We start from the raw sequence: 21,914 nt of genomic DNA, 5'->3' as shown, positions 1-21,914 counted from the left end.
CACGATGCAGCCCCTCTCCGACGAAGCGCCGCTCGCGCTGTTCGAATCGGTCCACACCGAAACCGCCGTCCCGGCCGGCGACGTCACGCTCGCCGCGAAGACCTGGGGCGACGCGTCGCGCCCCGCCGTCGTGCTCGTGCACGGCTATCCGGACAACAGCAGCGTCTGGCGCCGTGTCGCGCCGCTGCTCGCGAAGTCGTACTACGTGATCGCTTACGACGCGCGCGGCGCGGGCCTGTCGACGAAGCCCACGCGCACGGCCGACTATCGGCTCGAACGGCTCGTCGACGATTTCGCAGCGGTGATCGACGCGCTCGCGCCGAACCGCGCAGTCCACGTGATCGGCCACGACTGGGGCTCGATCCAGGGCTGGGAGTTCGTCACCGAGCCGCGGCTCGCGGGACGCATCCTGTCATACACGTCGTGCTCCGGGCCGAATCTCGACCACGTCGGCTACTGGCTGCGCCAGCAACTCGCGCGCCCGTCGCCCGCTTCGGTGAAACGCCTCGGCGGCCAGCTCGTGCGCTCGTGGTATGTGTACCTGTTCCATCTGCCGTTCATCCCCGAGTTGAGCTGGCGCCTGTGGCTCGGCCGCGCGTGGCCCGCGCTGATGCGCAGGCTCGAGCGCACCGACGTCGGCCCGCGCCCGACGCAGACCGACGACGGCGTGCACGGCGTGCGCCTGTATCGCGCGAACTTCATCCGCCGCGTGTTCGCGCCGCGCGAGCGCTATGCGCACGCGCCCGTGCAGGTCGTCGTGCCGCTGCGCGACAAGTTCGTGAGCCCGGCGCTGTCGGCCGACATCGCGCGCTGGGTGCCGACCTACTACCGCCGCGAAGTCGCCCAGCGGCACTGGCTGCCGATATCGGACCCCGAACGCTTCGCCGCGCTCGCAAAGGAGCTGATCGAAGCGGTCGAGACGGGCACGGCGCCGCCCGCGCTCGCGCATGCGCGCCGCGCGAGCGGCGCCCGCCCGTTCATCGGCAAGCGCGTCGTGATCACCGGCGCGGGCAGCGGAATCGGCCGCTGCGCGACCGTCGAATTCGCGAAGCAAGGCGCGTCGATCGTCGCCGTCGACATCGACGAGCAAGCGGCCGAGCGCACCGCGCGCCTCGTGCGCCTGCTCGGCGCGGAAGCGCACGTGCGGCGCGTCGACGTCGGCTCGGCCGACGACATGGAAGCACTCGCGAACTGGGTCGGCAACGAGCTGGGCGGCGCCGACGTCGTCGTCAACAACGCGGGCATCGGCATGGCGGGCGGCATCCTCGACACGTCCGCCGCGCACTGGGAGCGCATCCTGCGCGTGAACCTGTGGGGCGTGATACACGGCTCGCGCCTGTTCGCGAAGCAGATGGCCGCGCGCGGCGCGGGCGGCCACATCGTCAACACCGCGTCGGCGGCCGCGTTCAGCCCGTCGCGCGACCTGCCCGCATACGCGACGACGAAAGCCGCTGTGCTGATGCTGAGCGAGTGCATGCGCGCCGAGCTCGCCGACCACGGCATCGGCGTGACGGCCGTCTGCCCCGGCTTCGCCGAGACGGGGATCATGGCGTCGACCCAATACGCGGGCGCGAAGAGCGCGCAGGACGAAGCACGGCTGCGCAAGCGCGCGACGAAGCTCTATCAGATGCGCGGCCTGAAACCGGAAACCGTCGCGAAGGCGATGGTCGATGCCGTGTTGCAAAACAAACCGGTCGTCGCGATAGGCGCGGAAGCGCATGCGATGCGTTTCGTGGGGCGCTTCATGCCGTGGCTCGGCCGGATGATCGCCCGCGTCAGCATGGCGTCGCACTGAGTGGCGAAACAGCCCCGACCTTGGAGGAGACACCGATGAACGCCCCCGAAAATCACTACCTGATCAAGGCGCGCCACGTCAAATTCGATTTCGCCAAGACACCGATCCAATGGATCGAAGGCGATCCGGAAAGCACGCACATCATCAACACGCTGAACCTGCTGTTCCCGGAAGGCGAGCTCTGGTTCTGCCGCGTGTACAACAAGGCGCTGCCGCTCATCACCGATCCCACGCTGTACGCCGACGCCGAAGGCTTCCTGCGTCAGGAAGCGGTGCATTCGCGCTCGCACGGCGGCGTGCTCAAGCATTACTACGAGCGGCACGGGATCGACACGAAGCCGTTCACGCGGCGGCTCAACTGGCTCTTCACGAAAGCGCTGGGCGAACGCCCGTTCGGCCTGAAGATCGGCCACACGCGCTTCTGGCTGCGCCAGCAGCTCGCGGTGATCGCGTCGCTCGAGCACTTCTTCGGCTATCTCGGCAACTGGGTGCTGCACGCGCGCGGGCTCGACGACGGCCGCGCCGATCCGACGGTCGTCGACCTGCTGCGCTGGCACGGCGCGGAGGAGGTCGAGCACCGGACCGTCGCGTTCGACATCTATCGGCATCTGGGCGGCAACTATGTGGAGCGCGCGTTCCACATGACGATCGTGGTCCTGATCCTGCTCTACTTCATCATGACGGGCGCGAAGTACATGTACGAGCGCGATCCGAGCACCGGCCGCTATCCGGGCTTCGTGCTCTCGTGGTGGCGCGGTTCGCGGCGCAACCATCTGCCGTCGTTCTGGAAGACGATCGGCGCGGCGCTCCGCTACTACCGGCCGAGCTATACGCCGCACGACGAAGGCTCCACCGAGGTCGCGCTCGAATATCTCGCGCGCTCCCCGGCCGCGCAGGCCGCCGCGCACGGCGGCAACTGGGGTTCGGAAAAGGCCGCGTCCTGATATGACCGCGGATGAAGGTTCCGCGCAGCCTGCGCGGGACCGTTCGGTTCACTTGCCGGGTGCTTCTGCTTCGTTCGGTTCGCCGAATCGCTCGCTTCGCTTCATGTCGGCGGCTTCGCCCGAGCCGTTCGCCGCACGGCTCGAACGGGCAGCCGGTTCGCTGTCTCCCGCCCTTCCATTTTTCCGACTTCCGGCGCATCGCGCCGCCGGCTCGGCATCCATTCGCCCCGCGCGATCGTGACCCGCATAAGAAACGGTTTCCGCATCGAACCATGCGCCGCCGTTCGAGAAAACGGAATCACGACGCGCTTGTTTTCATCGTGGTGCGACTGCACGCCCGGTGCACGGACGCGTGACTTTATTTCACGGAAGCCGGTTCGATATTGCCATCCAATCTTAATGAACTCTAACCACAAGAAAATAATTTAAATTATCCCCTCAAGAAAAGGAGAAAATCGTATCGACAATATAATTAATAAGCCAGCCGATTACCAGCGGCCAACGACATCGATCATTGAAGGAAAAACTGGCGTAGGGCCGGGCACTGCGCTTCATCGAAAGCCACAGCCCGATTTCCGCAACGATCAGTGAAAAGATTTATGTGGCGGACAAGGGCCCGCAATCCGAGTTCGACGGCTTCTGGTCCAGCTCACCGACCGATTCGACGCTGCGCGGTCGGCCCGACATCGAAATCCTCGACATCGCAAGCCGACTGTCGAACGTCCAGCACATTTTCGATGCCACGACCAAACCGCTCATCATCGATGGCAACACGGGCGGCAAGCCCGAGCATTTCGCATTGAATGTCCAATCGCTGGAACGATCCGTCGTATCGACCGTGATTATCGAAGACAAAACAGGATTGAAGAAAAATTCGCTGCTCGGCAACGACGCGATTCAGCATCAGGAATCGATCGACGAATTTGGCGAGAAAGTCCGCGCCGGCAAAGCGGCGCAGACTACCGACGATGTTCATATCATCGCCCGCATCGAAAACCTGATTCTCGAACGCAGCGACCGTATCTGTACCTCGGCCGCCGGCTGAACGCCGCCGTGGTCGGCTTGCCCGTCGACGAATCAGAAGCCTTCCTCGACGAACTGTGGCACCACACGCGGCTCGACGGCATCACGTGGACACGCATTGGGAAGTCGGCGACATCCTTATCTGGTTCTGGAACAATCGTTGCACGATGCATCGGCGCGACGCGATGATTCGAACCGTGGGCTGCGAACCGTTCGGCACAGAGCGGCGTTTTCGACGGGCAATTTGCTTCTCGTACCAGCAACGGCGTAGCGTTGCCGATCCGGCTACGATCGGCTGCCTTGTTGTCGCATCGATCCGAACAGCTCGCCATGCGCCTGCGTCTTCGATCCCGCGAAAGAAGCACACGCGATCGCCTCGTGCCGCCGAAATCTGTCGCCAATCTTCGGCCGACCTCGACCGGCGCCGATGCGACTCCAATGGCCGGCCTGAATGCGCTGCAAGCCGCCCTGCCGCTACGCAACGAATTCATTGCGGCGCCCTGAGGACTGCGCGTCGCACCGGCTCCGATCTCCGTGCAGGAAACCGGTCGCGCATGCATCGCTGCGCCGGCGGACGTCGCATCCACGGTAACCGCGTTTGTCTCAAGATTTTCGTTGACAAGCCAACGAAGGATCACCAAACTCATCGGCATGGATACGCGCAAGCACATCGTCGCAGCAGTTGCCCACCCGCCAGTGAATGCCCGTTGTGGCACATCACCGGGGGCGCTCGTGCGTTAGCTATCCACAACATCGGATGTCAAGAGGCCCCCGCCGGAAACGGTTGGGGCCTTTTTCATTGCGCTGCGCTCCTTCCGCCGGCTCTATTCAGGAGGAGAGGATGGACCAGGCAAACCGGTTGTTATTTCGTCCCGATCCGACGCTGTACGACGGATACGACGCGATCCAGTTACCGCGCATGACGCTTCACTTCGCGCTCGAGCCGAGCGCGATGATGACGTGGCTTGCGCGCAGCCATACCGAGATCCGCGTGCTGAGCTCGCGCGTGTGGCTCACGCGCTCGCGCAGCGTCGACGACTATTGGATGCAGCCCGGCGACGTCCTGCACGTGCCGCGCGGCGAGCGTATCTGGCTCGGCACCGACGGACCGTCGACGGCCGAGATCTCGCTCACGACTGCGTACGTGCGTCGGCGCGGCTGGATCGGCGGCGTACTCGGCGGGCTGCTCGACGCAGTCGCCGATCTGACCAGCCCGCGTCCGCGATGAAGCGCCGTGCGAGCGGATGGACGAGCATGTCGCGCCGGCTCGACGCGACAATTGCGCTCGCAGGCGCTTGGCCGTCAGTTGCTCCGATCGTCGCGCGGAGCAGCTGGCGCTGTGTGCAATCAGTAATGAAGTGCGTTATCGCCTGATCTGCATTTCGTGAAGTCGTCTCGACCTCAATCATCAGGATGACTATGCATATCGATGAAGCGAGCGCCGACATTTACAGGCGAGCACGGTTTCGGATCCGCACGATCGATGCCGGCAAGGCGCGTTGCGATGTCGGCGATCGCTCGCGCTCGCCGATCCCTTCTGATGGACGATGTGGCGTCGTCGAACGCACGGTGTCGACGTGTCGGGATGCAACCGGCCGAGATCTGCCGGCACGGGAAACGATCGCGATTGCAGTTCGTCCAGCCACCTCTTGTGGGACGGCCATGGTCGCGAACATCACGACGCCCAGCGACATCGCGACTACGTGCGATCGTCGCCAAGACGCGCCGACGCTGACGGGAAAATAATGAACGTCGCGTGGATCGGTTCCGCGCCTTCCCGGAACGGATCCACGCAACGCATGGGTTGAACGGCTACGCCGCCCGGATCGATGTGCGACGCAGCCGAAACGACGAGGACATGCGCGCGGCAAAGCGCACGCCGATGAAACCGCGACAGCCGGCCTGCGCCGCGCATCGCGAACCGCTCTTGCAACGCGTTACGTGCTCGCTGCGAGACGCGGACCCGACGCGCCGCGCACGGTCGCCGACGGCTCGTCGACGGTCTTTTGCACTTGCGCGCTCACCCACGGATCGATGCCCTGCTTCTGCACCTCTTCGAGAAACGAAACACGCGTGCGCCAATAGTCGGCCTGCAGCTTCGCGTCGATGACCCGCTGTTCGGCGGTGAACAACTCCATCCGTGCGGTCACGAGCATCGATGCGGCGCTCTTCTCGGGAGTGGGGGCGTGACGCAACGCCCATCGGCTGATCCAGTTCAACATGCTTGCCTCCGAATTGACGGACGAAATCACATGGTGCGCCACCCAACCATCAAAGCCCTGCCCCAGCACGCACCACTTCAGTTGCCACTGCGAAATGCGTCGACGCTCGCGCCCCCTCCCGGCATCCGGCGACACTCAGCGCGAGCATTGTCTCTATCCTAGATAGAGAATCGCGTTAAGGCGATGACGACTTGCATTCTTTTACACAACCCGCCTTATTGCAACACCTTTCAACCCGACAATATCCTGTTGATCATAAAGAAAAATATTCATCCCAATATGAATGGAAACGCTTATCTCCAAAATAGACACATATGTCGTCTGAATTGGACGGATTTCCGGATAGCCGTCGGTCGGCGGCGTATGTGCGGCGACGAAGCATCCTGTCGGCAAGCATGTATTTTTTCTTCTCATGCGATCCGCTCCGACATATTGCGGTCACGAAGCTGCCGAATTTGCTTTCCATGCAATCGGCACAGCGCCGCGCGAGCTCGGTGACGCGATTGCACGATTCGCATGCGTTCGTTCGAACATGATGCCGCACCGGCATGCACGACGATGGGGCGCCGCAACGCGAGCAATTGCTCGCCGTTACCGTAAGCGCGCGCACAACGCGGCATGCAGTCGGCCACAACGGGAAAACCCGGTCGTGCGTGTACCGAGCGTCGCGCAAATCCATTGCTTTCGAAGAAATTACGATCGGCGCCTCGAACGAGGCTCGCGACGATTAGCACACGAAGTCGTCATTTCTGCGCGCGATTCGTCGACGAGAAGCGAAACGCGCCGCCGCGACCGATGACGCTCATCGCAGTCACGGCATCGCCCGCAACGCGCGCGACGCTCATCGGCGGACTGCGATTCAGCCCGTCAGCCCGGCCCGCATTCGTCCGGCCACCGATACGCGAGCAGCCGCGAACGCGCATATGGGAGCTCGCGCACCGCGCCGCGTTGATTGCCGCCGAACAGATACATGTGCTCGTCGTCGTGCCGCAGATAAAAGGCGACATGCCCTTTCCAACTCGTCGGATGGGCGCGCGTCAATACGACGATGCACCCATAGGCTGGCTCGCTCAGCGCGCGGCCCCATTCGAGCCACGATCGCGCGAGCGCGGAGCCCGTTCCCGAAATCCCGACGCGCGCGAGACACCAGTTGATGAACGACGAACACCACGAGACCTTGTCGTCGTAGCCCACGAGATTCGTGCAGCCGTTGTACTCGACGATGCGCGGATTGCTCTCGCCGGGACCGAAGCGCCGCACGCCCGATTCCGCGAGCGCAACCGGCATCCATGCGGGATGGCCGGTGCCAGCGTTCTGTTCGCCGCGCGCGGGCGCGACGCCTTCTTGCATTCGAGCGATCAAGGTCAAGCTGTACTCTCCAGTCCGTGAACGGACGGCGCGTCGATGCTGGCGACGACGACGTTCGTTCGTCGACGCCATCCGCGCCGCGCGCGACATGCGAAAGCGGCAAGCGGCCATTTTAACGATCCTCGGACGAGCGCGCCGGCCTGCTCGAAGCCTCGACGTCCGCGCAGCGCGAATCGCCGCGAGCGCAACGACGAAGCGCGACCAATCTCCGCAAATATATCGTCCCGCCTATGTCCGCTATTACAATCCGCCGATAGCCACTCAATAGTGGCTGGTTACAGTACGTCCGCCTCGCGGGCAACACAACTCACAAAGCATTCAGCAACACGACTACTCGACCGGAGAATCGCCCACATGGAATCGCTCAAACGGTATTTCGGCTTCGCGGAAGCCGGAACCGACTTCCGCACCGAAATACTCGCGGGCGTCACCACGTTCCTGACGATGGCCTACATCATCTTCGTGAACCCCGCGATCCTCGGTGACGCGGGCATGCCGAAGGAATCCGTTTTCGTCGCGACCTGCCTCGTCGCCGCGCTCGCGTCGCTCATCATGGGCCTGTACGCGAACTACCCGATCGCCTGCGCGCCCGGCATGGGCCTCAACGCATATTTCGCCTACACCGTCGTCAAGGGCATGGGCTTCACGTGGCAGGCCGCGCTCGGCGCGGTGTTCATCTCCGGCTGTCTGTTCCTGCTCGTCACGCTGTTCCGCGTGCGCGAAGTGATCGTCAACGGGATTCCAAAGTCGCTGCGAATCGCGATTACGGCGGGCATCGGGCTCTTCCTCGGAATCATCTCGCTGAAGACGGCAGGCGTGATCGTCGGCAGCCCAGCGACGCTCGTCACGCTCGGCGACCTGCACAAGCCGACGACGATCCTCGCGATCGTCGGCTTCTTCGCGATCGTCACGCTCGATTACCTGCGCGTGCGCGGCGCGATCCTGATCGGCATCATCGGCGTGACGGTCCTGTCGTTCTTTTTCGGCGGCAACCAGTTTCACGGGATCTTCTCCGCGCCGCCGTCGATCGACGCGACGCTGTTCAAGCTCGACATCGGCGCCGCGCTGTCGACCGGCATCGTCAACGTGATCCTCGTGTTTTTCCTCGTCGAGCTGTTCGACGCGACGGGTACGCTGATGGGCGTCGCGAATCGCGCGGGGCTCCTCGTCCAGGGCAAGATGCATCGCTTGAACAAGGCGCTCCTCGCCGACAGCACCGCGATCGTCGCGGGCTCGCTGCTCGGCACGTCGTCGACGACCGCGTACATCGAGAGCGCATCCGGCGTGCAGGCGGGCGGACGCACCGGCGTCACCGCGATCACGGTCGCCGCGCTGTTCATCGCGTGCCTCTTCATCGCGCCGCTCGCGGGCGTCGTGCCCGGCTACGCAACCGCGCCGGCGCTGCTGTACGTATCGTGCCTGATGCTGCGCGACATGGTCGACGTGCAGTGGGACGACGCGACGGAAGCCGTGCCCGCGGCGCTCACCGCACTGCTGATGCCGTTCACGTACTCGATCGCGAACGGCGTCGCGTTCGGTTTCATCGCGTATGGCGGCCTCAAGCTGCTGACGGGCCACGCGAAGCGGGTGAAGCCGGTCGTCTGGATCATCGCGGCGGTCTTCCTGTTTCGCTACTTCTACCTCGGCGCCGAATAAGCGGCACGTTGCGCGGCGACGCGGCCGCGTCACATGATGTCATCGGCCGGCGACGCAAGATCGCAGAAGCCGTCGCAACGAAGGCGATCGTCGAACGGGAACGCCTCGCTCGGGCATGAACCCCTCACACGACAAACCGCCGGCGCGACTGCAACCCGCCGCCGAATCGTCCGCCCTATCCCGAGCCGCAAAACCACCATCGCGCGGCGATCGTCTTCACCCGTCGACCGAATGCGCACGCGCTTACGCATTCGCGACATTGCCGCGTGCAACAGCCAAGCCCGACGGATTCACAGCCGCGGAAAGAAGATCCGGCTGACGAGATTCCCCGAAATCGATTCTGCCGTAGTCGATTGACTCGACAGTCATAAAGCCACTCCCGGCTTTTGCCGATTCGGTCGTACCGGGATCGTCCGAAGTCAATGCGTTCGGAACGCTCCGAATGGAGTCGCGTGCGCTATGGATCGACTCGGCAATGGATGGCTCGACTGGCGAAATAAAACCGAAAGAATCCGTCACGACAGCGCAAGATTGTGGAAGACGCGGCGGTCAAGCACGTATGTTCGTAGCGACAATCGCTCACGCTGCCCGACCGTTCGACGCGCCTTCCCATGAACGCCGTCCGCTCGTTCGATGAGTCCGATGAACGAACCAGAGAGTCACATGAACCGGCGCACCCGACGTCCAACGCCAACGCGTACCGCAAGCATGCCGAACGAAATCGGACCGCCGACGCCAGCACAAAAAACAAGCGCTACCCCCAGGCAGCGCTCGTTCGCGACACAGCGCACTTTAGCGCCAGTTCGCCTCGTAAAATCGGACGTATCCGCTTCTCAGCACCACGCACTGCGCACGGGTTTCGGAGAGTAGCCGCCGTGCCGCGGCCTCGATACGGGGCCGGTGCGTGTCGAATGCGCCCACCATGTCCTCGAAACGCGGCGAAGCCGCGCCGAAATGGTCCTCGAGCGCTTCGGCGGTGATATGGCATTGAACCGGCTCGCCGTCGACCATCGCCATGAACGCGATCGTCAATTCGCGCCCCGAATATTCGGGGGCATCGTTCGTGAACTGGATCTGCATCGGAACCGCCTTTGCCGTAGCTCGAGAATGCAAGAAACCGCGTGCCGCCGGAAGCATTTGCCGACCGGAAGCGCGCGGGCTGGCCGGAGAGAATGTCTCGCGGCGAACGGCTCGCGCTCGCCTGATGCTCCGGTTGAATTCACTTTAGACGCTTTCCGGCACGACTCAAGATTTCGTCAAAAAACCCTGCGCGCGCGCATGCTGCGGCGCATTCTTCTGCCAATCAATGGGGGGACGGCTTGACTGCGCAGCAAAGCGGGCGATAAATCGTCATGCGAATCGAGCGCTGGATTCGACTGCGATTCGCCATGCCGCGCCGATCGCAAACGAGCCGAGTCGGCAGCCGTGTCGGCGTTCTGGCGCGAGGTTCGACGCTCGACCGGTTGCGCACAGATCCGCCATATCGTCGGAGGATTGGCGTCGTGCTCGCCGATGCTCGCGTCGCCGTCGAATCGCCCTCTGCGCCGACCGCGCGGCCGCATCTCGAACATGTCCAAGAGCGTCTGTCGCGCCGCCCAAGCAGCGAGCCGATCGGACCCCGCCACGCCGCGGACGCTCTCGCCGTCGCCGCGCCCGGGCCGCCCGCCTACTTCTGCTCATCCTTCGGCCATACGTTCAGCGCGACCACACAGGTCGTCACGCCGAGCGCGATCGCCGCCACGCCGTATCGCAGTGCGGCATCCTGGTCGAACAACAATCCGTGAATCGCCACGGCGATGCCGGCCAGCGAGACGAACGTCGCGATCGCCGCCAGCACCACTCTCAGTTCCGTCCGAACCATGATGATTTCCCCCGAACGGATGCATGTCGCGGCGCATGCCGAATGGCGGGGACCACACGTGTGTTCGGCGTCGGTCCCGGCGAGGCGCGGCGCGTGCGCGCCTTGTTTCCATCATTGCAGGCAGGGGCCCAAAAGCAAGGGAAATTCGATTTGCGGTCGCGCATCGCTCACGGCGCTTGTATGATGAGACGTGCCCGCGCCGCCACGTGAACCGCTGCGCCGGTCGAGCGGAGAACACACTCCGTCGGCGGGCCCCATGGAGACAAGTCATGCCGCAATCTTCCGTGCTGCCTGCCGCAGCGAGCCGTGTCGACCTGCTCGCGCAAGCGCATGCCCGCTCGCTATCGGTCGGCCTGCGCGCGTCCGAGCTGCCGGACTTCTCGCCGCTGTCGCGCACCGCGCTGCGCGAGCTGATCGGCGGCAGCCAGTCGCTGTACACGCACGCGCGTCCGGTGATGGACACGCTGCATACGCAGATTGCCGACACGCAAAGCCTCGTGCTCCTGACCGATCGCGACGGCGTGGTCCTGCACAGCATCGGCGACGACGATTTCGTCGAGAAGGCGAACCGGGTCGCGCTCTGCCCCGGCGTGTCGTGGGCGGAGGACGCGCGCGGCACCAATGCGATCGGCACCGCGCTGATCGCGGGCCAGGCGCTCGCCGTCCACGGCGCCGAGCATTTCCTGCGCGCGAACCACGTGCTCACCTGCTCGTGCGCGCCGATCGTCGATCCGTTCGGACGCATCCTCGGCGCGCTCGACGTGAGCGGCGATCCGCGCGGCTTCAGCCCGCATACGCTCGCGCTCGTGAAGATGTCCGCGCAGTTGATCGAGAACCATCTGTTTGCGAACCAGTGCGCCGACGCGCTGCGCGTGCGCTTCCATGCGCACGACGAATTCGTCGATTCGCTGTTCGCAGGCCTCGTTGCATTCAGCCCGAGCGGCGCGCTGATCGCCGCGAACCGCAGCGCGCAATTCCAGCTCGGCGCAAGCCTCGACGCACTGCAGCAGCGCGGCTGCGACGAACTGTTCGGCATGTCGTTCGGAAAGCTCGCGCAGCATGCGGCGCGCGAACCGCTCGCGTGCTTCACGCTGACACTCGCGACCGGCGTGCGGGTGCGCGCGCGCTGCGAATTCGCGGACGCGCAGCGCACGGCCGTCCCGGTGACCGGGCGCGCCTCGCCGTCCCGCATCGCCGAAGCGTCGCGCGAAGTCAATTCCGACGCGATCACGTTCGCGACGCTCGATACGGGCGACGCGCGGATGGCCGCCGTGCTGCAACGCGTCAGCAAGGTGCGCGGCCGCGACCTGCCGGTGCTCGTGCTCGGCGAGACGGGCACCGGCAAGGAATGGCTCGCGCGGGCGCTGCACCATGCGTCGCCGCGCCGCGACGGCCCGTTCGTCGCCGTCAACTGCGCGGCGCTGCCCGATTCGCTGATCGAGGCGGAGCTGTTCGGCTACGAAGACGGCGCGTTCACCGGCGCGCGCAAGCGCGGCAGCCCCGGCAAGATCGCGCAAGCGGACGGCGGCACGCTGTTTCTCGATGAAATCGGCGACATGCCGCTCGCGCAACAGGTGCGGCTGATGCGCGTGCTGCAGGAACGCGCGGTAATGCCGCTCGGCGGCGCACGGCCGGTGCCGGTCGACCTTCGGATCGTCTGCGCGACGCACCGCGACCTGCGCGCCATGATCGCGGCCGGCACGTTCCGCGAGGATCTGTTCTACCGGATCAACGGCCTCGCGGTGACGCTGCCGCCGCTTGCCGAGCGCTCCGACCTCGAAACGCTCGTCGCACGCGTGCTCGCACGGCTCGCGCGCACCGAGCCGATGCCGGCGGGCGTGTCGCCGGCGGTGCTGGCCACGTTTACGCGCTGCCGGTGGCCGGGCAATCTGCGTCAATTGACCAACGTGCTACGCACGGCGGGGATGCTCGCCGAAAGCGAAACGCAGATCGGCGTCGAGCATCTGCCCGACGATTTCTGGCTGGACTGCCCGGCGCTCGAGCAGGAAGCCGCGGCGCCGCACGCGGACGCAACCGCGACCGCCGCGTCCGTATCGACTGCGGCAACCGCGGCATCGCCGACGCTGCAGGACCATCAGGCCGCGCTGATCGACGGCGCGCTCGACCGGCATCGCGGCAACGTGTCGGCGGCCGCACGCGAACTCGGGCTCGCGCGCAACACCGTCTATCGGCATCTACGCAGGCGGCGGCCGAGCGCCTGAGCCGCCACAACCGGCGGTGCGCGCGCGATATCCGGCCCCCACGCGCGATGGCCACACCCGCAAGCGCGCCGGCGGGCGAAGTGCGCGGCCGCATCGGGTATCCTTGCGGCTCCTCGCTGGCGACGCCGCCTCTCCACCCACGATCGCATGAACGAATCAGAAGAACGTTCGCACCGAGTGCGCGTCGAGCCGCTCGGAGTCGGTTTCGACGCGCCCGAATCTCTGTCGCTGCTCGAAGCGGCAGGCTTCGCCGGCGTGTCGCTGCCGCGCTCTTGCCGCAACGGCACGTGCCGGACCTGCCTGTGCCGCCTGCGCGAAGGCTCGATAGCCTACCGGATCGACTGGCCAGGCGTGAGCGCCGAAGAGAAAGCGGAAGGCTACATCCTGCCGTGCGTCGCGATCGCGCAATCCGATCTCGTCATCGAGGTGCCGGACGCCGAATGAGCGAACGCGCGCGGCCGTCGCGGCGCAAACGCCCGCAGCCGACCGCGCGTGCCGCCCCCACCGCCCACGCGCCGTGCGCGCCGCCTGGCATCCGCATCGCCCGGTAGCCGGCCGAATTACGGAAAACGGTAACGAGTCAGGCGTCACGCCATCGCGTCGCCCGCCGGCCAATCCGTGCGCGCCGAGCGTAACGAGCGTCACATCTATTTCGGCGATGCCTTGAATCGAGCACGTATTCCGCTTGGCCCGGTCATCGAAGAAGCGGCGATCTTCATGCGCGGCGACGAGCCGCCCCCGCACCGTGCCCATTGGATTGAGCGGCTCGCCGATGTGCCGGCCTCCGCGCGATGGCGCCCCGCCGCCGACGCTTGCCGTCGCGCTCGCGGCACGGCGACTTCGTCGTCGCGCCGCGTTCGGCGCGGATCGCCGGACGCACGTGCCGGCTGCTTGCGGGCTGCGAATCGCCGCGAACTCGAAGCCGGAACGCGTGAACCAGGAGACGAACCTCGAGCCGTCGGGCACGCACATGCAGGCGGCGATCGAGCCGCGCGACGCCGCCGACGACCTCCGCAAGCTCGCGTCGATTCCGTAGGCAGTGCGCTGATCCGCACGAACGCGGCCCGCCCACGATAAGCCGCAAGCCACGGATCGCTCAAAAAGAGACCGGGCGATGCCGGTCCGGGTCGTCGTAGCGCGGCCGCAGCCTGGCTGCGCGTCCGCCGGCCCGGCCGATTTCGATCACATAGTCGCGAGGCACGATCTGCCGTGCATCGTGCGTGCTTCGCTCGGCAATCGACACCACCACGCTCTCGCCGCGAATCGTGCGGATGCGGTCCAAGTCCAGCGCGGCCGCAAGCGGCAACCGGTCGACGGCATCAATTGATGCAAGCCGACACGACCGGATCGTTACTCCCCGTATTGACGAATCCGTCCGACACCCATTGATTCGAGCCGAGCCGGTACCAGAGCCGCGTCGCGCCCCAGTTACCCTGCACCGTATCGCCGTACGCGTAGCATGCGAGCTGGACCGTCGCGCCGTTCGCCACGGTGCCGACGACCGATGCGGACAGCGACGGCGCACTGCGCAGATTCACGGGCCCCGGCGCCTGCACGGTCGCCTTCGCGGGCGGCGACGGCTCGACCGGCCCGCCGCTGTCTTCCGAACCATAATTGGTGAGGGACGCCTGCACGGACACGCGGCGCTGATTGCGGATCGCATAGCCCGAATACGCATTGCCGCCCTCGAAAAACTGCCAGCCGCCGATCGTCTTGCCGTTCACCGGCACGTCGCTGCCGCCCTGGCTCAGCGCAAAATGCACGTGCGCGCCTGTCGTCTGGCCGCCGCACGGCAAAGCGTTGCCGATTCGGCCGAGGTATTCGCCCTGACGCACGCGCGTGCCGCTGCCGGCCCGAGTCAGCTGGACCATGTGGTAATACGTGGTCGCATAGCCGTTGTCGTGGACGAGCTTGACGATCGCGCTGCCGTTGCGCTCGCAGCTCTTGTAGAGAACGCCGTCGCGAGCGGCGAGCACCTGGCCGTTGCCGCCGGAGAAATCGAGCGAGTTGAACGGACGGCTGTCGCCGCTCCAGCCGTGCGCGCCGCCTGTCCAGTACCAAGCGGCGCCTTGCTGCCACGGCAGCGCGAGCCCCGTCTGCCCCGGCGCGGCGTTCGGCTTCGGCGCGGTCGCCGCGCGGCCCGCGTTGAGGTGGGCCCGTTCCTCGTTGGCGAGCAGTTTCGCCGGCGCCGCGGCGGCAAGCGCATAGAACGTGTCGCTGCCTTCGATGCCGACGACCCATCGTTCTTTCACGCGCTGCGCGAGAAAGAGCTTCGTGACGGGATCGGCCGGCGTGCCGTCCGGGACGACTTGCGTCACGGTGCCGAGCACCCATCCGGCCTCCGGATCCGACTTGATCGATTCGACTACGTCGTCGCGCGCCGCCGCCGGCGCCGCCGGACCTCGCTTGCTAAGGCGCGACGAGAATGCATGTTGGACTGCATGCTGCAGGTCTGGTGCATCGACGGGCGCCGCAAGCGCGGCGCCGGACAGGCCGGCCGCCATCAGCGGTGCGGCAATGAAACGCTTGATCGAATCGGATGCACTACGCCAGACCATCGGGTTCATAAGAACGCCTCCCTAATCAATGAACGTCATCGCTTCGACGGGCAGGATCGACTGCGCTCCGAAGCGGCGTCGTCGATCGACATGACCGCAGCGATCCCACGGTGAACCTTGGCAGCTCGATTCGCATTCCTTAGCAGCTTGACCAAGCCGACAAAGTTCTTACGCCTCGTGAATCATAGTGATTTTTTTGTAAAAGTAAACCTTACTGGCGATAAAGCAGATAGATCGGCATATGTATTTATCGCATTGATTTATCGATATTAGCCCACGAAACGTTCACTAAAAGCTGGATTGTTTCAACGGCTAGCCCAGGAATTTTCCCAGGCCGAATAGAGATATAAAGGAGGAGTCCAAACAATATCGAGACAGCACGGCTTCACTCGCTCAGACTTGTCACTCGCGGCCTTTGACACTGTAAATTCCAGCGTTCTTCGCGACTTTCCTTCGAATTCTCCGCAAAATGCGCGGCGGCCACAGGGGGGCGATACAACTGCGGATGGAGCCTGATCAGCGCGACATCGGCTGCATTCGCACGCAGCCTGATAAAGTGCCATTCGAAATAAACGAATATGGCAATTGCATGAACTCGCGCGAATGGCGAGTTATGTGGGCTGAAGCACATTTACATGTGCTCGATGAATTCGAACGAATACGCAATATTCTGCTTTTCGGAGATGCGCATTCGTCCGTTTCTCGTTCCGCAGGCATCACGCTCGCAGAAACGCCGCATTACCCACCGAGATACGCGCTCCGGATCCGGTCGTTCTCCAGCAGGTTCGCGCCGGTGTCGGCGAGCACGACCCGCCCCGTTTCGAGCACATAGCCGCGATCGGCAACCTGCAGCGCCTTGTGCGCGTTCTGCTCGACGAGGAAAACCGTGACGCCTTCGCCGCGAATCGTCCGGATGATGTCGAAGATCTGCGCGATCACGAGCGGCGCGAGGCCGAGCGTCGGCTCGTCGAGCAGCAAGAGGCGCGGCCGGCTCATCAGCGCGCGGCCGATCGCGAGCATCTGCTGCTCGCCGCCCGACATCGTGCCCGCCCGCTGCGCTGCTCGCTCCTTCAGCCGCGGAAACAGGCGATACACGTGCTCGACGCCTTCGTCGATCTCATGACGGTTCGCGAAGAAGCCGCCCATCTTCAGATTCTCGAGCACGGTCAGGCTCGGGAACACGCGGCGCCCTTCCGGCGAGATCGCGAGCCCTTGGCGCATGATCTCGTGCGTCGGCATCGCGGTAATGTCGTCGCCCTCGAACAGCACACGCCCGCTCGACGCGCGCGGCGTGCCGCACACGGTCATCATCAGCGTCGTCTTGCCCGCGCCGTTGCTGCCGATCAGCGTGACGATCTCGCCCTTCTTCACCTCGATCGACACGCCCGACAGCGCCTCGATCGCGCCGTAATGCGTGTGGACCTTCTCCAGCTTCAGCATCACTCCTCTCCCAGATAGGCCTTGATCACGCGCGGATCGTTGCGCACTTCGTCGGGCTTGCCGATCATGATCGGCCGGCCGTGCTCCATCACCAGAATGCGATCCGAGACGCCCATCACGAGACTCATGTCGTGCTCGATCAGCAGCACCGCGACGCCGAACTCGCGGCGCAGACGGTCGATCAGCTGCTGCAGCTCGACCTTCTCCTGCGGATTGAGGCCCGCAGCCGGCTCGTCGAGCATCAGAAGGCGCGGGTTCGTGATCATGCAGCGCGCGATCTCGAGGCGGCGCTGATGCCCGTACGAAAGCGTGCCCGCGGGCCGGTTCGCGACCGCCGTCAGATTCATCCGATCGAGCCACACCGCCGCGCGCTCGAGCGCTTCGCGCTCCGCGCGGCGATACGCCGGCGTCGCGAAGAGGCCGTGCAGGAGCCCCGACTTCACCAGCCGGTGCTGGGCGACGAGCAGGTTCTCGACGACCGTCAGCGACTTGAAGAGCCGAATGTTCTGGAATGTCCGCACGAGCCCCTTGCGCGAGACCTGATGGCTCATCAAGCCTCCGATCGCGTGGCCGTCGAGCACGACGCGGCCCGACGTCGGCCGATAGAACCCGCCGATGCAGTTGAACACCGTCGTCTTGCCCGCGCCGTTCGGACCAATGATCGCGAACACCTCGTCGCGGCGCACGTCGAAATCGATCCCGTCCACCGCGAGCAGGCCGCCGAAGCGCATCTGCAGCGCGGCTACCTTCAGCATTTCCGTCGTCGCGCTCATTGCGGCAGCTCCACGTGGGGACGGCTCGCGGGCAGCAGGCCCTGCGGACGCCACATCATCATCAACACCATCACGAGGCCGAACATCAGCATCCGGTACTCGGCGAAGCCGCGCGCGATTTCGGGCAGCAAGGTCAGCAGGATCGCCGCGAGGATCACGCCGAGCTGCGAGCCCATCCCGCCCAGCACGACGATCGCGAGAATCAGCGCGGATTCGATGAACGTGAACGACTCGGGATTCACGAGCCCCTGGCGCGCCGCGAAGAACGCGCCGCCGATGCCGGCGAACGACGCGCCGAGCGTGAACGCCGACAGCTTGATGCGCGTCGGGTTGAGGCCGAGCGACCGGCAGGCGATCTCGTCGTCGCGCAGCGCTTCCCACGCGCGGCCCATCGGCATCCGGATCAGCCGGCTCGTCACGAACAGCGTGAAGCAAACGAGCACGAGCGCGATCAGGTACAGGAAGATCACGACGTGCTCGCCGCTGTACTCGAGCCCGATCAGCTCGTGGAACGTCTTCGCGCCCTCGACGCTCGCGCTTCTCGCCATCTCGAAGCCGAACACGGTCGGCTTCGGAATGCCGGAGATGCCGTCCGGGCCGCCCGTGATGCTCGTCAGGTTGTTCGCGAGCAGACGGATGATCTCGCCGAAGCCGAGCGTGACGATCGCGAGATAGTCGCCGCGCAGCCGCAGCACCGGAAAGCCGAGCAGGAAGCCGAACGTAGCCGACGCGAGCGCGGCGAGCGGCAGGCATTCCCAGAACGTCAGCCCGAAGTACTGGTTGAGGAGCGCATACGTGTAGCCGCCGACCGCATAGAAGCCGACATAGCCGAGATCGAGCAGCCCGGCGAAGCCGACGACGATGTTCAGGCCGAGGCCGAGGATCACGTAGATGAGCGCGAGCGTCGCGACGTCGATCGCGCCGCGCGAGCCGAAGAACGGCAACAAGAAGCCGATCGCGACGAGCGCCCAGACGATCGCGCGCTGCTGCCGCGCGCCGAGCGGCGCCGCCGCGGGCAGGCGCACCGCCGCCTTCGCACGCAGCAGCGCGGGCTTGAACAGCTGGAACAGGAACACGGCGGCAACCGCGATCCAGACCGGCCGCCAGTGCGCTTCGAGCACGACCTGATAGCCGTCGAGCTTCAACTGGAGACCGAGGATCGGCACCGTGAGGATCGCCGTCAGCACGGCGGCCGTCACCGCGTGCTTGAGCGACTGGACGGCCGGCGCGCCGGCCGTCGTGCGGACGGAAGTCATCGCTTGATTCATGGGCGGCCTCACACCTTTTCGATGTCCGACTTGCCGAGCAGGCCCGACGGACGGAACAGCAGGATCAGTACGAGGAGGCCGAAGGCCACCACGTCCTTGTACTCGGCGGGCATGTAGCCGGATGCGAAGGTCTCCGCGAGACCGAGCAGCACGCCGCCCAGCATCGCGCCGGGAATGCTGCCGATGCCGCCCAGCACCGCGGCCGTGAACGCCTTGATGCCCGCGACGAAGCCGATGTACGGATTGAGCTTGCCGATCGTGAGCCCGATCAGCACGCCGCCCACCGCGGCGAGCATCGCACCCAGCACGAACGTGAACGAGATCACGCGGTTCGTGTCGATGCCGAGCAGGTTCGCCATCCGCATGTCCTCGGCGCACGCGCGGCACGCGCGGCCCATCCGCGAATGCGAGATGAACAGCGTGAGCGCGATCATCAGCACGATCGTCACGCAGACGATCAGAAGACGCGCATACGGCACCGTCACGTCGAAGTCGCCGCCGACATGAATGTCGAACGCGCCGGAAATCAGCACGGGCACCGACATGTCGCGCGCGCCCTGGCCGATCTGCACGTAGTTCTGCAGAAAGATCGACATGCCGATCGCGGAGATGAGCGGCACGAGCCGCGGCCCGCCGCGCAGCGGCCGGTACGCGACGCGCTCGACTGCGAACCCATAAAGCCCGGTGACGGCGACCGATACGACGAGCGCCGCACCGAGCACGAGCGGCAGCGGATAGCCCGCCGACGCGCCGATCGCGGTCAGGGTGACGAGCCCGACGTACGCGCCGATCATGTAGATCTCGCCGTGGGCGAAGTTGATCATGCCGATGATCCCGTAGACCATCGAATAGCCGATGGCGATCAACGCATAGATCGCGCCCAGCGTGAGGCCGTTGACCAGTTGCTGGGCGAATTGCGGAAAGAATTCATTCATGCGGGAAGCTCCCGTTCGCGCCGACGCGCGTGCGTGCGCGGCCGCTCATGAAAGCGGCGGCGCACGCCGCGCACGGGCGTCCGATCTCGACACGCCCGCCGCGCCGCGGCCCGCTGCTCGCGCGGCGGCGCCGGGCCAATGCGCCCCGCCCCGCGCGAACGTGCGGCGGGGCGGACGGGCGGGCAGATACTCCGATTAGTTGGCGGCCGTCTTGGTCGCGTCCTTGTGCCACTTGTAGACGACGAACTTGAACGCCTTCAGGTCGCCCTGCGCGTCGTACGACACCTTGCCGATCGGCGTGTCGAAGCCGTGCTGGTGCATGTACGCGGCGACCTTCGTCGGATCGGTGGTCTTCGCGCCCGCGATCGAATCGGCGATGATCTTCACCGCCGAATACGCGGGCATCTGGAACGGGCCGTTCGGATCGCGCTTCTTGTCGGCAAACGCCTTCACGAGGGCCGCGTTGGCCGGATCGGCGGTGAAGTCGGCGGGCAGCGTGACGAGCATGCCTTCGGACGCGGGACCCGCGATCGCGGTCACGTCCTTGTTGCCGACGCCTTCCGGTCCCATGAACGCGGCCTTCACGCCCTGCTCGCGCGCCTGGCGCAACAAGAGGCCCATTTCCGGGTGATAGCCGCCGAAGTAGACGAAGTCGACGCCTTGCGACTTCAGCTTCGTGATGGTCGCCGAGTAGTCCGAATCGCCCGCGTTGATGCCTTCGAACAGCACGACGGGGATCTTCGCCGCTTCGAGATCCTTCTTCACGGACGATGCGATGCCTTGGCCGTACGACTGCTTGTCGTGCAGCACGGCAACCTTCTTCGGCTTGACCTTGTTGATGATGTATTGCGCGGCGGCCGGGCCTTGCTGATCGTCGCGGCCGATCGTCCGGAACACGAACTTGCGCTTCTTGCCTTCGGTGAGCTGCGGCGCGGTCGCGGACGGCGTGACCATCACGATGCCTTCGTTCTCGTAGATGTCGGACGCCGGAATCGTCGAGCCCGAGCACACGTGGCCGATCACGTACTTGATCTTCTGGCTGACGATCTTGTTCGCAACCGCGACCGCCTGCTTCGGCTCGCACGCGTCGTCCATCATCACTGCCTCGAGCTTGTTGCCGCCCGCGCCGCCGGCTGCGTTGATCTGCTCGATCGCCGTCAGCGCGCCGGCCTTGACCATGTCGCCGTACTGAGCGACCGAGCCGCTCATCGGGCCGGCAATGGCGATCTTCACGGTTTCCGCACGGGCCGCGGCGCCGGCGACGGCAAGCATCGCGGCAAGAGAGATGGACGAAAGACGGGACAGCATCATCAGGAGCTCCTCGATTATGTTTAGTCACACGGGCAAGGCGGCATGACCTGCGCAATCGAACAACACCCGTGGACGAAACGACTTGGAGCACGCCCGAGACGGATAGACGGACCTGCAGATGGAATAGCGCTTGCGGGGCCCGGCAGTGTCAGCCGCCGTCGCGAAAGACGGAGACCTTGGTTCGGAAAGACAACGTGATGCGTCTTGTATTGCGCAAGCGATTCGCCTGCCCCGCTTACCTAACCGCTCGTCGGACGGATCTGCCGACAGCCGTTGGCAAGGCAGCCGAAATTATAGGATCGTTTTTCATGCGTCTGACCAGAAATAGCTGACGAATCAGGGAAAATACGCAGTCCAACCGAGCGTGCAAGCTCCCGGTTGCGCCCGATTGCGACGTGTTGCACCGCAATCCAATTCAAGGTTCACGACGCATTTCGCGCGGTCATTTGGCGCAATTCATCTTTACATACGGGCGCTTGACGCGACGCTGCACCGCACCGTCGCGTGGGCCGAGCGAACTCGGAGACGGTCGCGACGA

21 protein-coding genes and 3 pseudogenes are annotated in these 21,914 nt (G+C 65.2%); 10 read left to right on the top strand and 14 right to left on the bottom strand.

Annotated elements, in window-relative coordinates:
* Positions 1 to 4: 4 nt before the first annotated feature.
* The 6 genes and pseudogenes from WS69_RS18450 (at position 5) to WS69_RS33500 (ending at position 5,508) form a co-directional block, all read left to right on the top strand.
* A complete protein-coding gene (locus tag WS69_RS18450) occupies positions 5 to 1,795 on the top strand; it encodes an SDR family oxidoreductase (RefSeq protein ID WP_059472165.1) in 1,791 nt (596 codons plus the stop codon).
* A gap of 35 nt (positions 1,796 to 1,830) precedes the next feature.
* Complete coding sequence (locus WS69_RS18445) at positions 1,831 to 2,739, top strand: metal-dependent hydrolase (RefSeq protein ID WP_059472164.1); 909 nt, start codon at positions 1,831 to 1,833, stop codon at positions 2,737 to 2,739.
* 583 nt (positions 2,740 to 3,322) lie between these two features.
* Positions 3,323 to 3,778, top strand: a pseudogene (locus WS69_RS18440) (isocitrate lyase/phosphoenolpyruvate mutase family protein); the annotation flags it as partial.
* Positions 3,748 to 3,947: pseudogene (locus tag WS69_RS31455) on the top strand (TauD/TfdA family dioxygenase); the annotation flags it as partial. The pseudogenes WS69_RS18440 and WS69_RS31455, both read left to right, overlap by 31 nt.
* 656 nt (positions 3,948 to 4,603) lie before the next feature.
* Positions 4,604 to 4,990: a DUF2917 domain-containing protein gene (locus tag WS69_RS18435; RefSeq protein ID WP_059472163.1), complete on the top strand. Its 387-nt coding sequence runs from the start codon at positions 4,604 to 4,606 to the stop codon at positions 4,988 to 4,990.
* Between the two features lie 191 nt (positions 4,991 to 5,181).
* Entirely contained in the window at positions 5,182 to 5,508 is a 327-nt protein-coding gene (locus WS69_RS33500; RefSeq protein ID WP_156438230.1) for a hypothetical protein, read from the top strand.
* A gap of 191 nt (positions 5,509 to 5,699) precedes the next feature.
* Here WS69_RS33500 and WS69_RS18425 read toward each other — a convergent pair whose 3' ends face one another.
* The 3 genes from WS69_RS18425 to WS69_RS18415 form a co-directional block, all read right to left on the bottom strand.
* On the bottom strand, positions 5,700 to 5,984 hold the full coding sequence (locus tag WS69_RS18425) for a hypothetical protein (protein ID WP_059472161.1): 285 nt from the start codon (positions 5,982 to 5,984) through the stop codon (positions 5,700 to 5,702).
* A 201-nt stretch (positions 5,985 to 6,185) separates the two neighbouring features.
* Positions 6,186 to 6,398, bottom strand: coding sequence for a hypothetical protein (locus WS69_RS33495; protein WP_156438229.1), 213 nt, complete (start codon positions 6,396 to 6,398; stop codon positions 6,186 to 6,188).
* Positions 6,399 to 6,851: 453 nt separating this feature from the next.
* Complete coding sequence (locus tag WS69_RS18415; RefSeq protein WP_059472159.1) at positions 6,852 to 7,334, bottom strand: NlpC/P60 family protein; 483 nt, start codon at positions 7,332 to 7,334, stop codon at positions 6,852 to 6,854.
* Between the two features lie 372 nt (positions 7,335 to 7,706).
* Here WS69_RS18415 and WS69_RS18410 point away from each other — a divergent pair, with 372 nt between their 5' ends.
* Positions 7,707 to 9,008, top strand: coding sequence for an NCS2 family permease (locus tag WS69_RS18410; protein WP_059472158.1), 1,302 nt, complete (start codon positions 7,707 to 7,709; stop codon positions 9,006 to 9,008).
* A 792-nt stretch (positions 9,009 to 9,800) separates the two neighbouring features.
* Here WS69_RS18410 and WS69_RS18405 read toward each other — a convergent pair.
* From WS69_RS18405 to WS69_RS18400, 3 genes are all read right to left on the bottom strand, one after another.
* Complete coding sequence (locus tag WS69_RS18405) at positions 9,801 to 10,088, bottom strand: DUF1488 domain-containing protein (RefSeq protein WP_010108324.1); 288 nt, start codon at positions 10,086 to 10,088, stop codon at positions 9,801 to 9,803.
* 176 nt (positions 10,089 to 10,264) lie between these two features.
* Positions 10,265 to 10,585, bottom strand: a complete 321-nt coding sequence (locus WS69_RS34885) for a hypothetical protein (protein WP_156438227.1) — start codon at positions 10,583 to 10,585, stop codon at positions 10,265 to 10,267.
* Between the two features lie 89 nt (positions 10,586 to 10,674).
* A complete protein-coding gene (locus tag WS69_RS18400) occupies positions 10,675 to 10,869 on the bottom strand; it encodes a DUF2964 domain-containing protein (RefSeq protein ID WP_059472157.1) in 195 nt (64 codons plus the stop codon).
* A gap of 269 nt (positions 10,870 to 11,138) precedes the next feature.
* On the opposite strand from WS69_RS18400, the gene WS69_RS18395 reads away from it, so the two are divergent.
* A complete protein-coding gene (locus tag WS69_RS18395) occupies positions 11,139 to 13,091 on the top strand; it encodes a sigma-54-dependent Fis family transcriptional regulator (protein WP_059472156.1) in 1,953 nt (650 codons plus the stop codon).
* A 147-nt stretch (positions 13,092 to 13,238) separates the two neighbouring features.
* Positions 13,239 to 13,535, top strand: coding sequence for a 2Fe-2S iron-sulfur cluster-binding protein (locus tag WS69_RS18390; protein ID WP_059472155.1), 297 nt, complete (start codon positions 13,239 to 13,241; stop codon positions 13,533 to 13,535).
* 177 nt (positions 13,536 to 13,712) lie between these two features.
* Here the strand turns inward: WS69_RS18390 and WS69_RS34880 are convergent.
* Positions 13,713 to 13,991 (bottom strand): annotated as a pseudogene (locus WS69_RS34880) (TonB-dependent siderophore receptor); the annotation flags it as partial.
* Between WS69_RS34880 and WS69_RS18385 the strand changes: the two are divergent.
* The gene (locus WS69_RS18385) at positions 13,972 to 14,127 is read left to right on the top strand and encodes a hypothetical protein (RefSeq protein ID WP_231747163.1); all 156 of its coding nucleotides are present in this window, start codon (positions 13,972 to 13,974) and stop codon (positions 14,125 to 14,127) included. The pseudogene WS69_RS34880 and the gene WS69_RS18385 sit on opposite strands and share 20 nt — an antisense overlap.
* A 60-nt stretch (positions 14,128 to 14,187) precedes the next feature.
* On the opposite strand, the gene WS69_RS33485 is transcribed toward WS69_RS18385, so the two are convergent.
* From WS69_RS33485 to WS69_RS18350, 7 genes are all read right to left on the bottom strand, one after another.
* Positions 14,188 to 14,373, bottom strand: coding sequence for a hypothetical protein (locus tag WS69_RS33485; protein ID WP_156438226.1), 186 nt, complete (start codon positions 14,371 to 14,373; stop codon positions 14,188 to 14,190).
* A gap of 37 nt (positions 14,374 to 14,410) precedes the next feature.
* Complete coding sequence (locus tag WS69_RS18375) at positions 14,411 to 15,658, bottom strand: peptidoglycan DD-metalloendopeptidase family protein (protein WP_059472152.1); 1,248 nt, start codon at positions 15,656 to 15,658, stop codon at positions 14,411 to 14,413.
* Between the two features lie 729 nt (positions 15,659 to 16,387).
* The gene (locus WS69_RS18370; protein WP_059472151.1) at positions 16,388 to 17,089 is read right to left on the bottom strand and encodes an ABC transporter ATP-binding protein; all 702 of its coding nucleotides are present in this window, start codon (positions 17,087 to 17,089) and stop codon (positions 16,388 to 16,390) included.
* On the bottom strand, positions 17,089 to 17,862 hold the full coding sequence (gene livG, locus WS69_RS18365; protein ID WP_059472150.1) for a high-affinity branched-chain amino acid ABC transporter ATP-binding protein LivG: 774 nt from the start codon (positions 17,860 to 17,862) through the stop codon (positions 17,089 to 17,091). Before livG ends, WS69_RS18370 begins: the two co-directional genes overlap by 1 nt.
* Positions 17,859 to 19,130: a high-affinity branched-chain amino acid ABC transporter permease LivM gene (locus WS69_RS18360; protein ID WP_059472149.1), complete on the bottom strand. Its 1,272-nt coding sequence runs from the start codon at positions 19,128 to 19,130 to the stop codon at positions 17,859 to 17,861. The genes livG and WS69_RS18360 overlap by 4 nt, the downstream gene beginning before the upstream one ends.
* Before the next feature lie 8 nt (positions 19,131 to 19,138).
* Positions 19,139 to 20,065 carry a high-affinity branched-chain amino acid ABC transporter permease LivH gene (gene livH / locus WS69_RS18355; protein ID WP_059472148.1) on the bottom strand — a complete coding sequence of 309 codons (927 nt, stop codon included), beginning with the start codon at positions 20,063 to 20,065 and terminating at the stop codon, positions 19,139 to 19,141.
* 195 nt (positions 20,066 to 20,260) lie between these two features.
* A complete protein-coding gene (locus tag WS69_RS18350; RefSeq protein WP_059472147.1) occupies positions 20,261 to 21,376 on the bottom strand; it encodes a branched-chain amino acid ABC transporter substrate-binding protein in 1,116 nt (371 codons plus the stop codon).
* Between the last annotated feature and the right edge of the window lie 538 nt (positions 21,377 to 21,914).

The sequence above is a fragment of the Burkholderia sp. BDU5 genome (assembly GCF_001522845.1).
Taxonomy (GTDB): domain Bacteria; phylum Pseudomonadota; class Gammaproteobacteria; order Burkholderiales; family Burkholderiaceae; genus Burkholderia; species Burkholderia mayonis.
This window is presented reverse-complemented; position numbering and strand designations above follow the sequence as displayed.

Bases quoted from the DNA above. Each gene is read 5' to 3' on its own strand.
- WS69_RS18450 (WP_059472165.1), top strand. From the start codon at position 5: ATGCAGCCCCTCTCCGACGAAGCGCCGCTCGCGCTGTTCGAATCGGTC.
- WS69_RS18445 (WP_059472164.1), top strand. From the start codon at position 1,831: ATGAACGCCCCCGAAAATCACTACCTGATCAAGGCGCGCCACGTCAAA.
- WS69_RS18435 (WP_059472163.1), top strand. From the start codon at position 4,604: ATGGACCAGGCAAACCGGTTGTTATTTCGTCCCGATCCGACGCTGTAC.
- WS69_RS33500 (WP_156438230.1), top strand. From the start codon at position 5,182: ATGCATATCGATGAAGCGAGCGCCGACATTTACAGGCGAGCACGGTTT.
- WS69_RS18425 (WP_059472161.1), bottom strand. From the start codon at position 5,984: ATGTTGAACTGGATCAGCCGATGGGCGTTGCGTCACGCCCCCACTCCC.
- WS69_RS33495 (WP_156438229.1), bottom strand. From the start codon at position 6,398: ATGAGAAGAAAAAATACATGCTTGCCGACAGGATGCTTCGTCGCCGCA.
- WS69_RS18415 (WP_059472159.1), bottom strand. From the start codon at position 7,334: ATGCAAGAAGGCGTCGCGCCCGCGCGCGGCGAACAGAACGCTGGCACC.
- WS69_RS18410 (WP_059472158.1), top strand. From the start codon at position 7,707: ATGGAATCGCTCAAACGGTATTTCGGCTTCGCGGAAGCCGGAACCGAC.
- WS69_RS18405 (WP_010108324.1), bottom strand. From the start codon at position 10,088: ATGCAGATCCAGTTCACGAACGATGCCCCCGAATATTCGGGGCGCGAA.
- WS69_RS18400 (WP_059472157.1), bottom strand. From the start codon at position 10,869: ATGGTTCGGACGGAACTGAGAGTGGTGCTGGCGGCGATCGCGACGTTC.
- WS69_RS18395 (WP_059472156.1), top strand. From the start codon at position 11,139: ATGCCGCAATCTTCCGTGCTGCCTGCCGCAGCGAGCCGTGTCGACCTG.
- WS69_RS18390 (WP_059472155.1), top strand. From the start codon at position 13,239: ATGAACGAATCAGAAGAACGTTCGCACCGAGTGCGCGTCGAGCCGCTC.
- WS69_RS18375 (WP_059472152.1), bottom strand. From the start codon at position 15,658: ATGAACCCGATGGTCTGGCGTAGTGCATCCGATTCGATCAAGCGTTTC.
- WS69_RS18370 (WP_059472151.1), bottom strand. From the start codon at position 17,089: ATGCTGAAGCTGGAGAAGGTCCACACGCATTACGGCGCGATCGAGGCG.
- livG (WP_059472150.1), bottom strand. From the start codon at position 17,862: ATGAGCGCGACGACGGAAATGCTGAAGGTAGCCGCGCTGCAGATGCGC.
- WS69_RS18360 (WP_059472149.1), bottom strand. From the start codon at position 19,130: ATGAATCAAGCGATGACTTCCGTCCGCACGACGGCCGGCGCGCCGGCC.
- livH (WP_059472148.1), bottom strand. From the start codon at position 20,065: ATGAATGAATTCTTTCCGCAATTCGCCCAGCAACTGGTCAACGGCCTC.
- WS69_RS18350 (WP_059472147.1), bottom strand. From the start codon at position 21,376: ATGATGCTGTCCCGTCTTTCGTCCATCTCTCTTGCCGCGATGCTTGCC.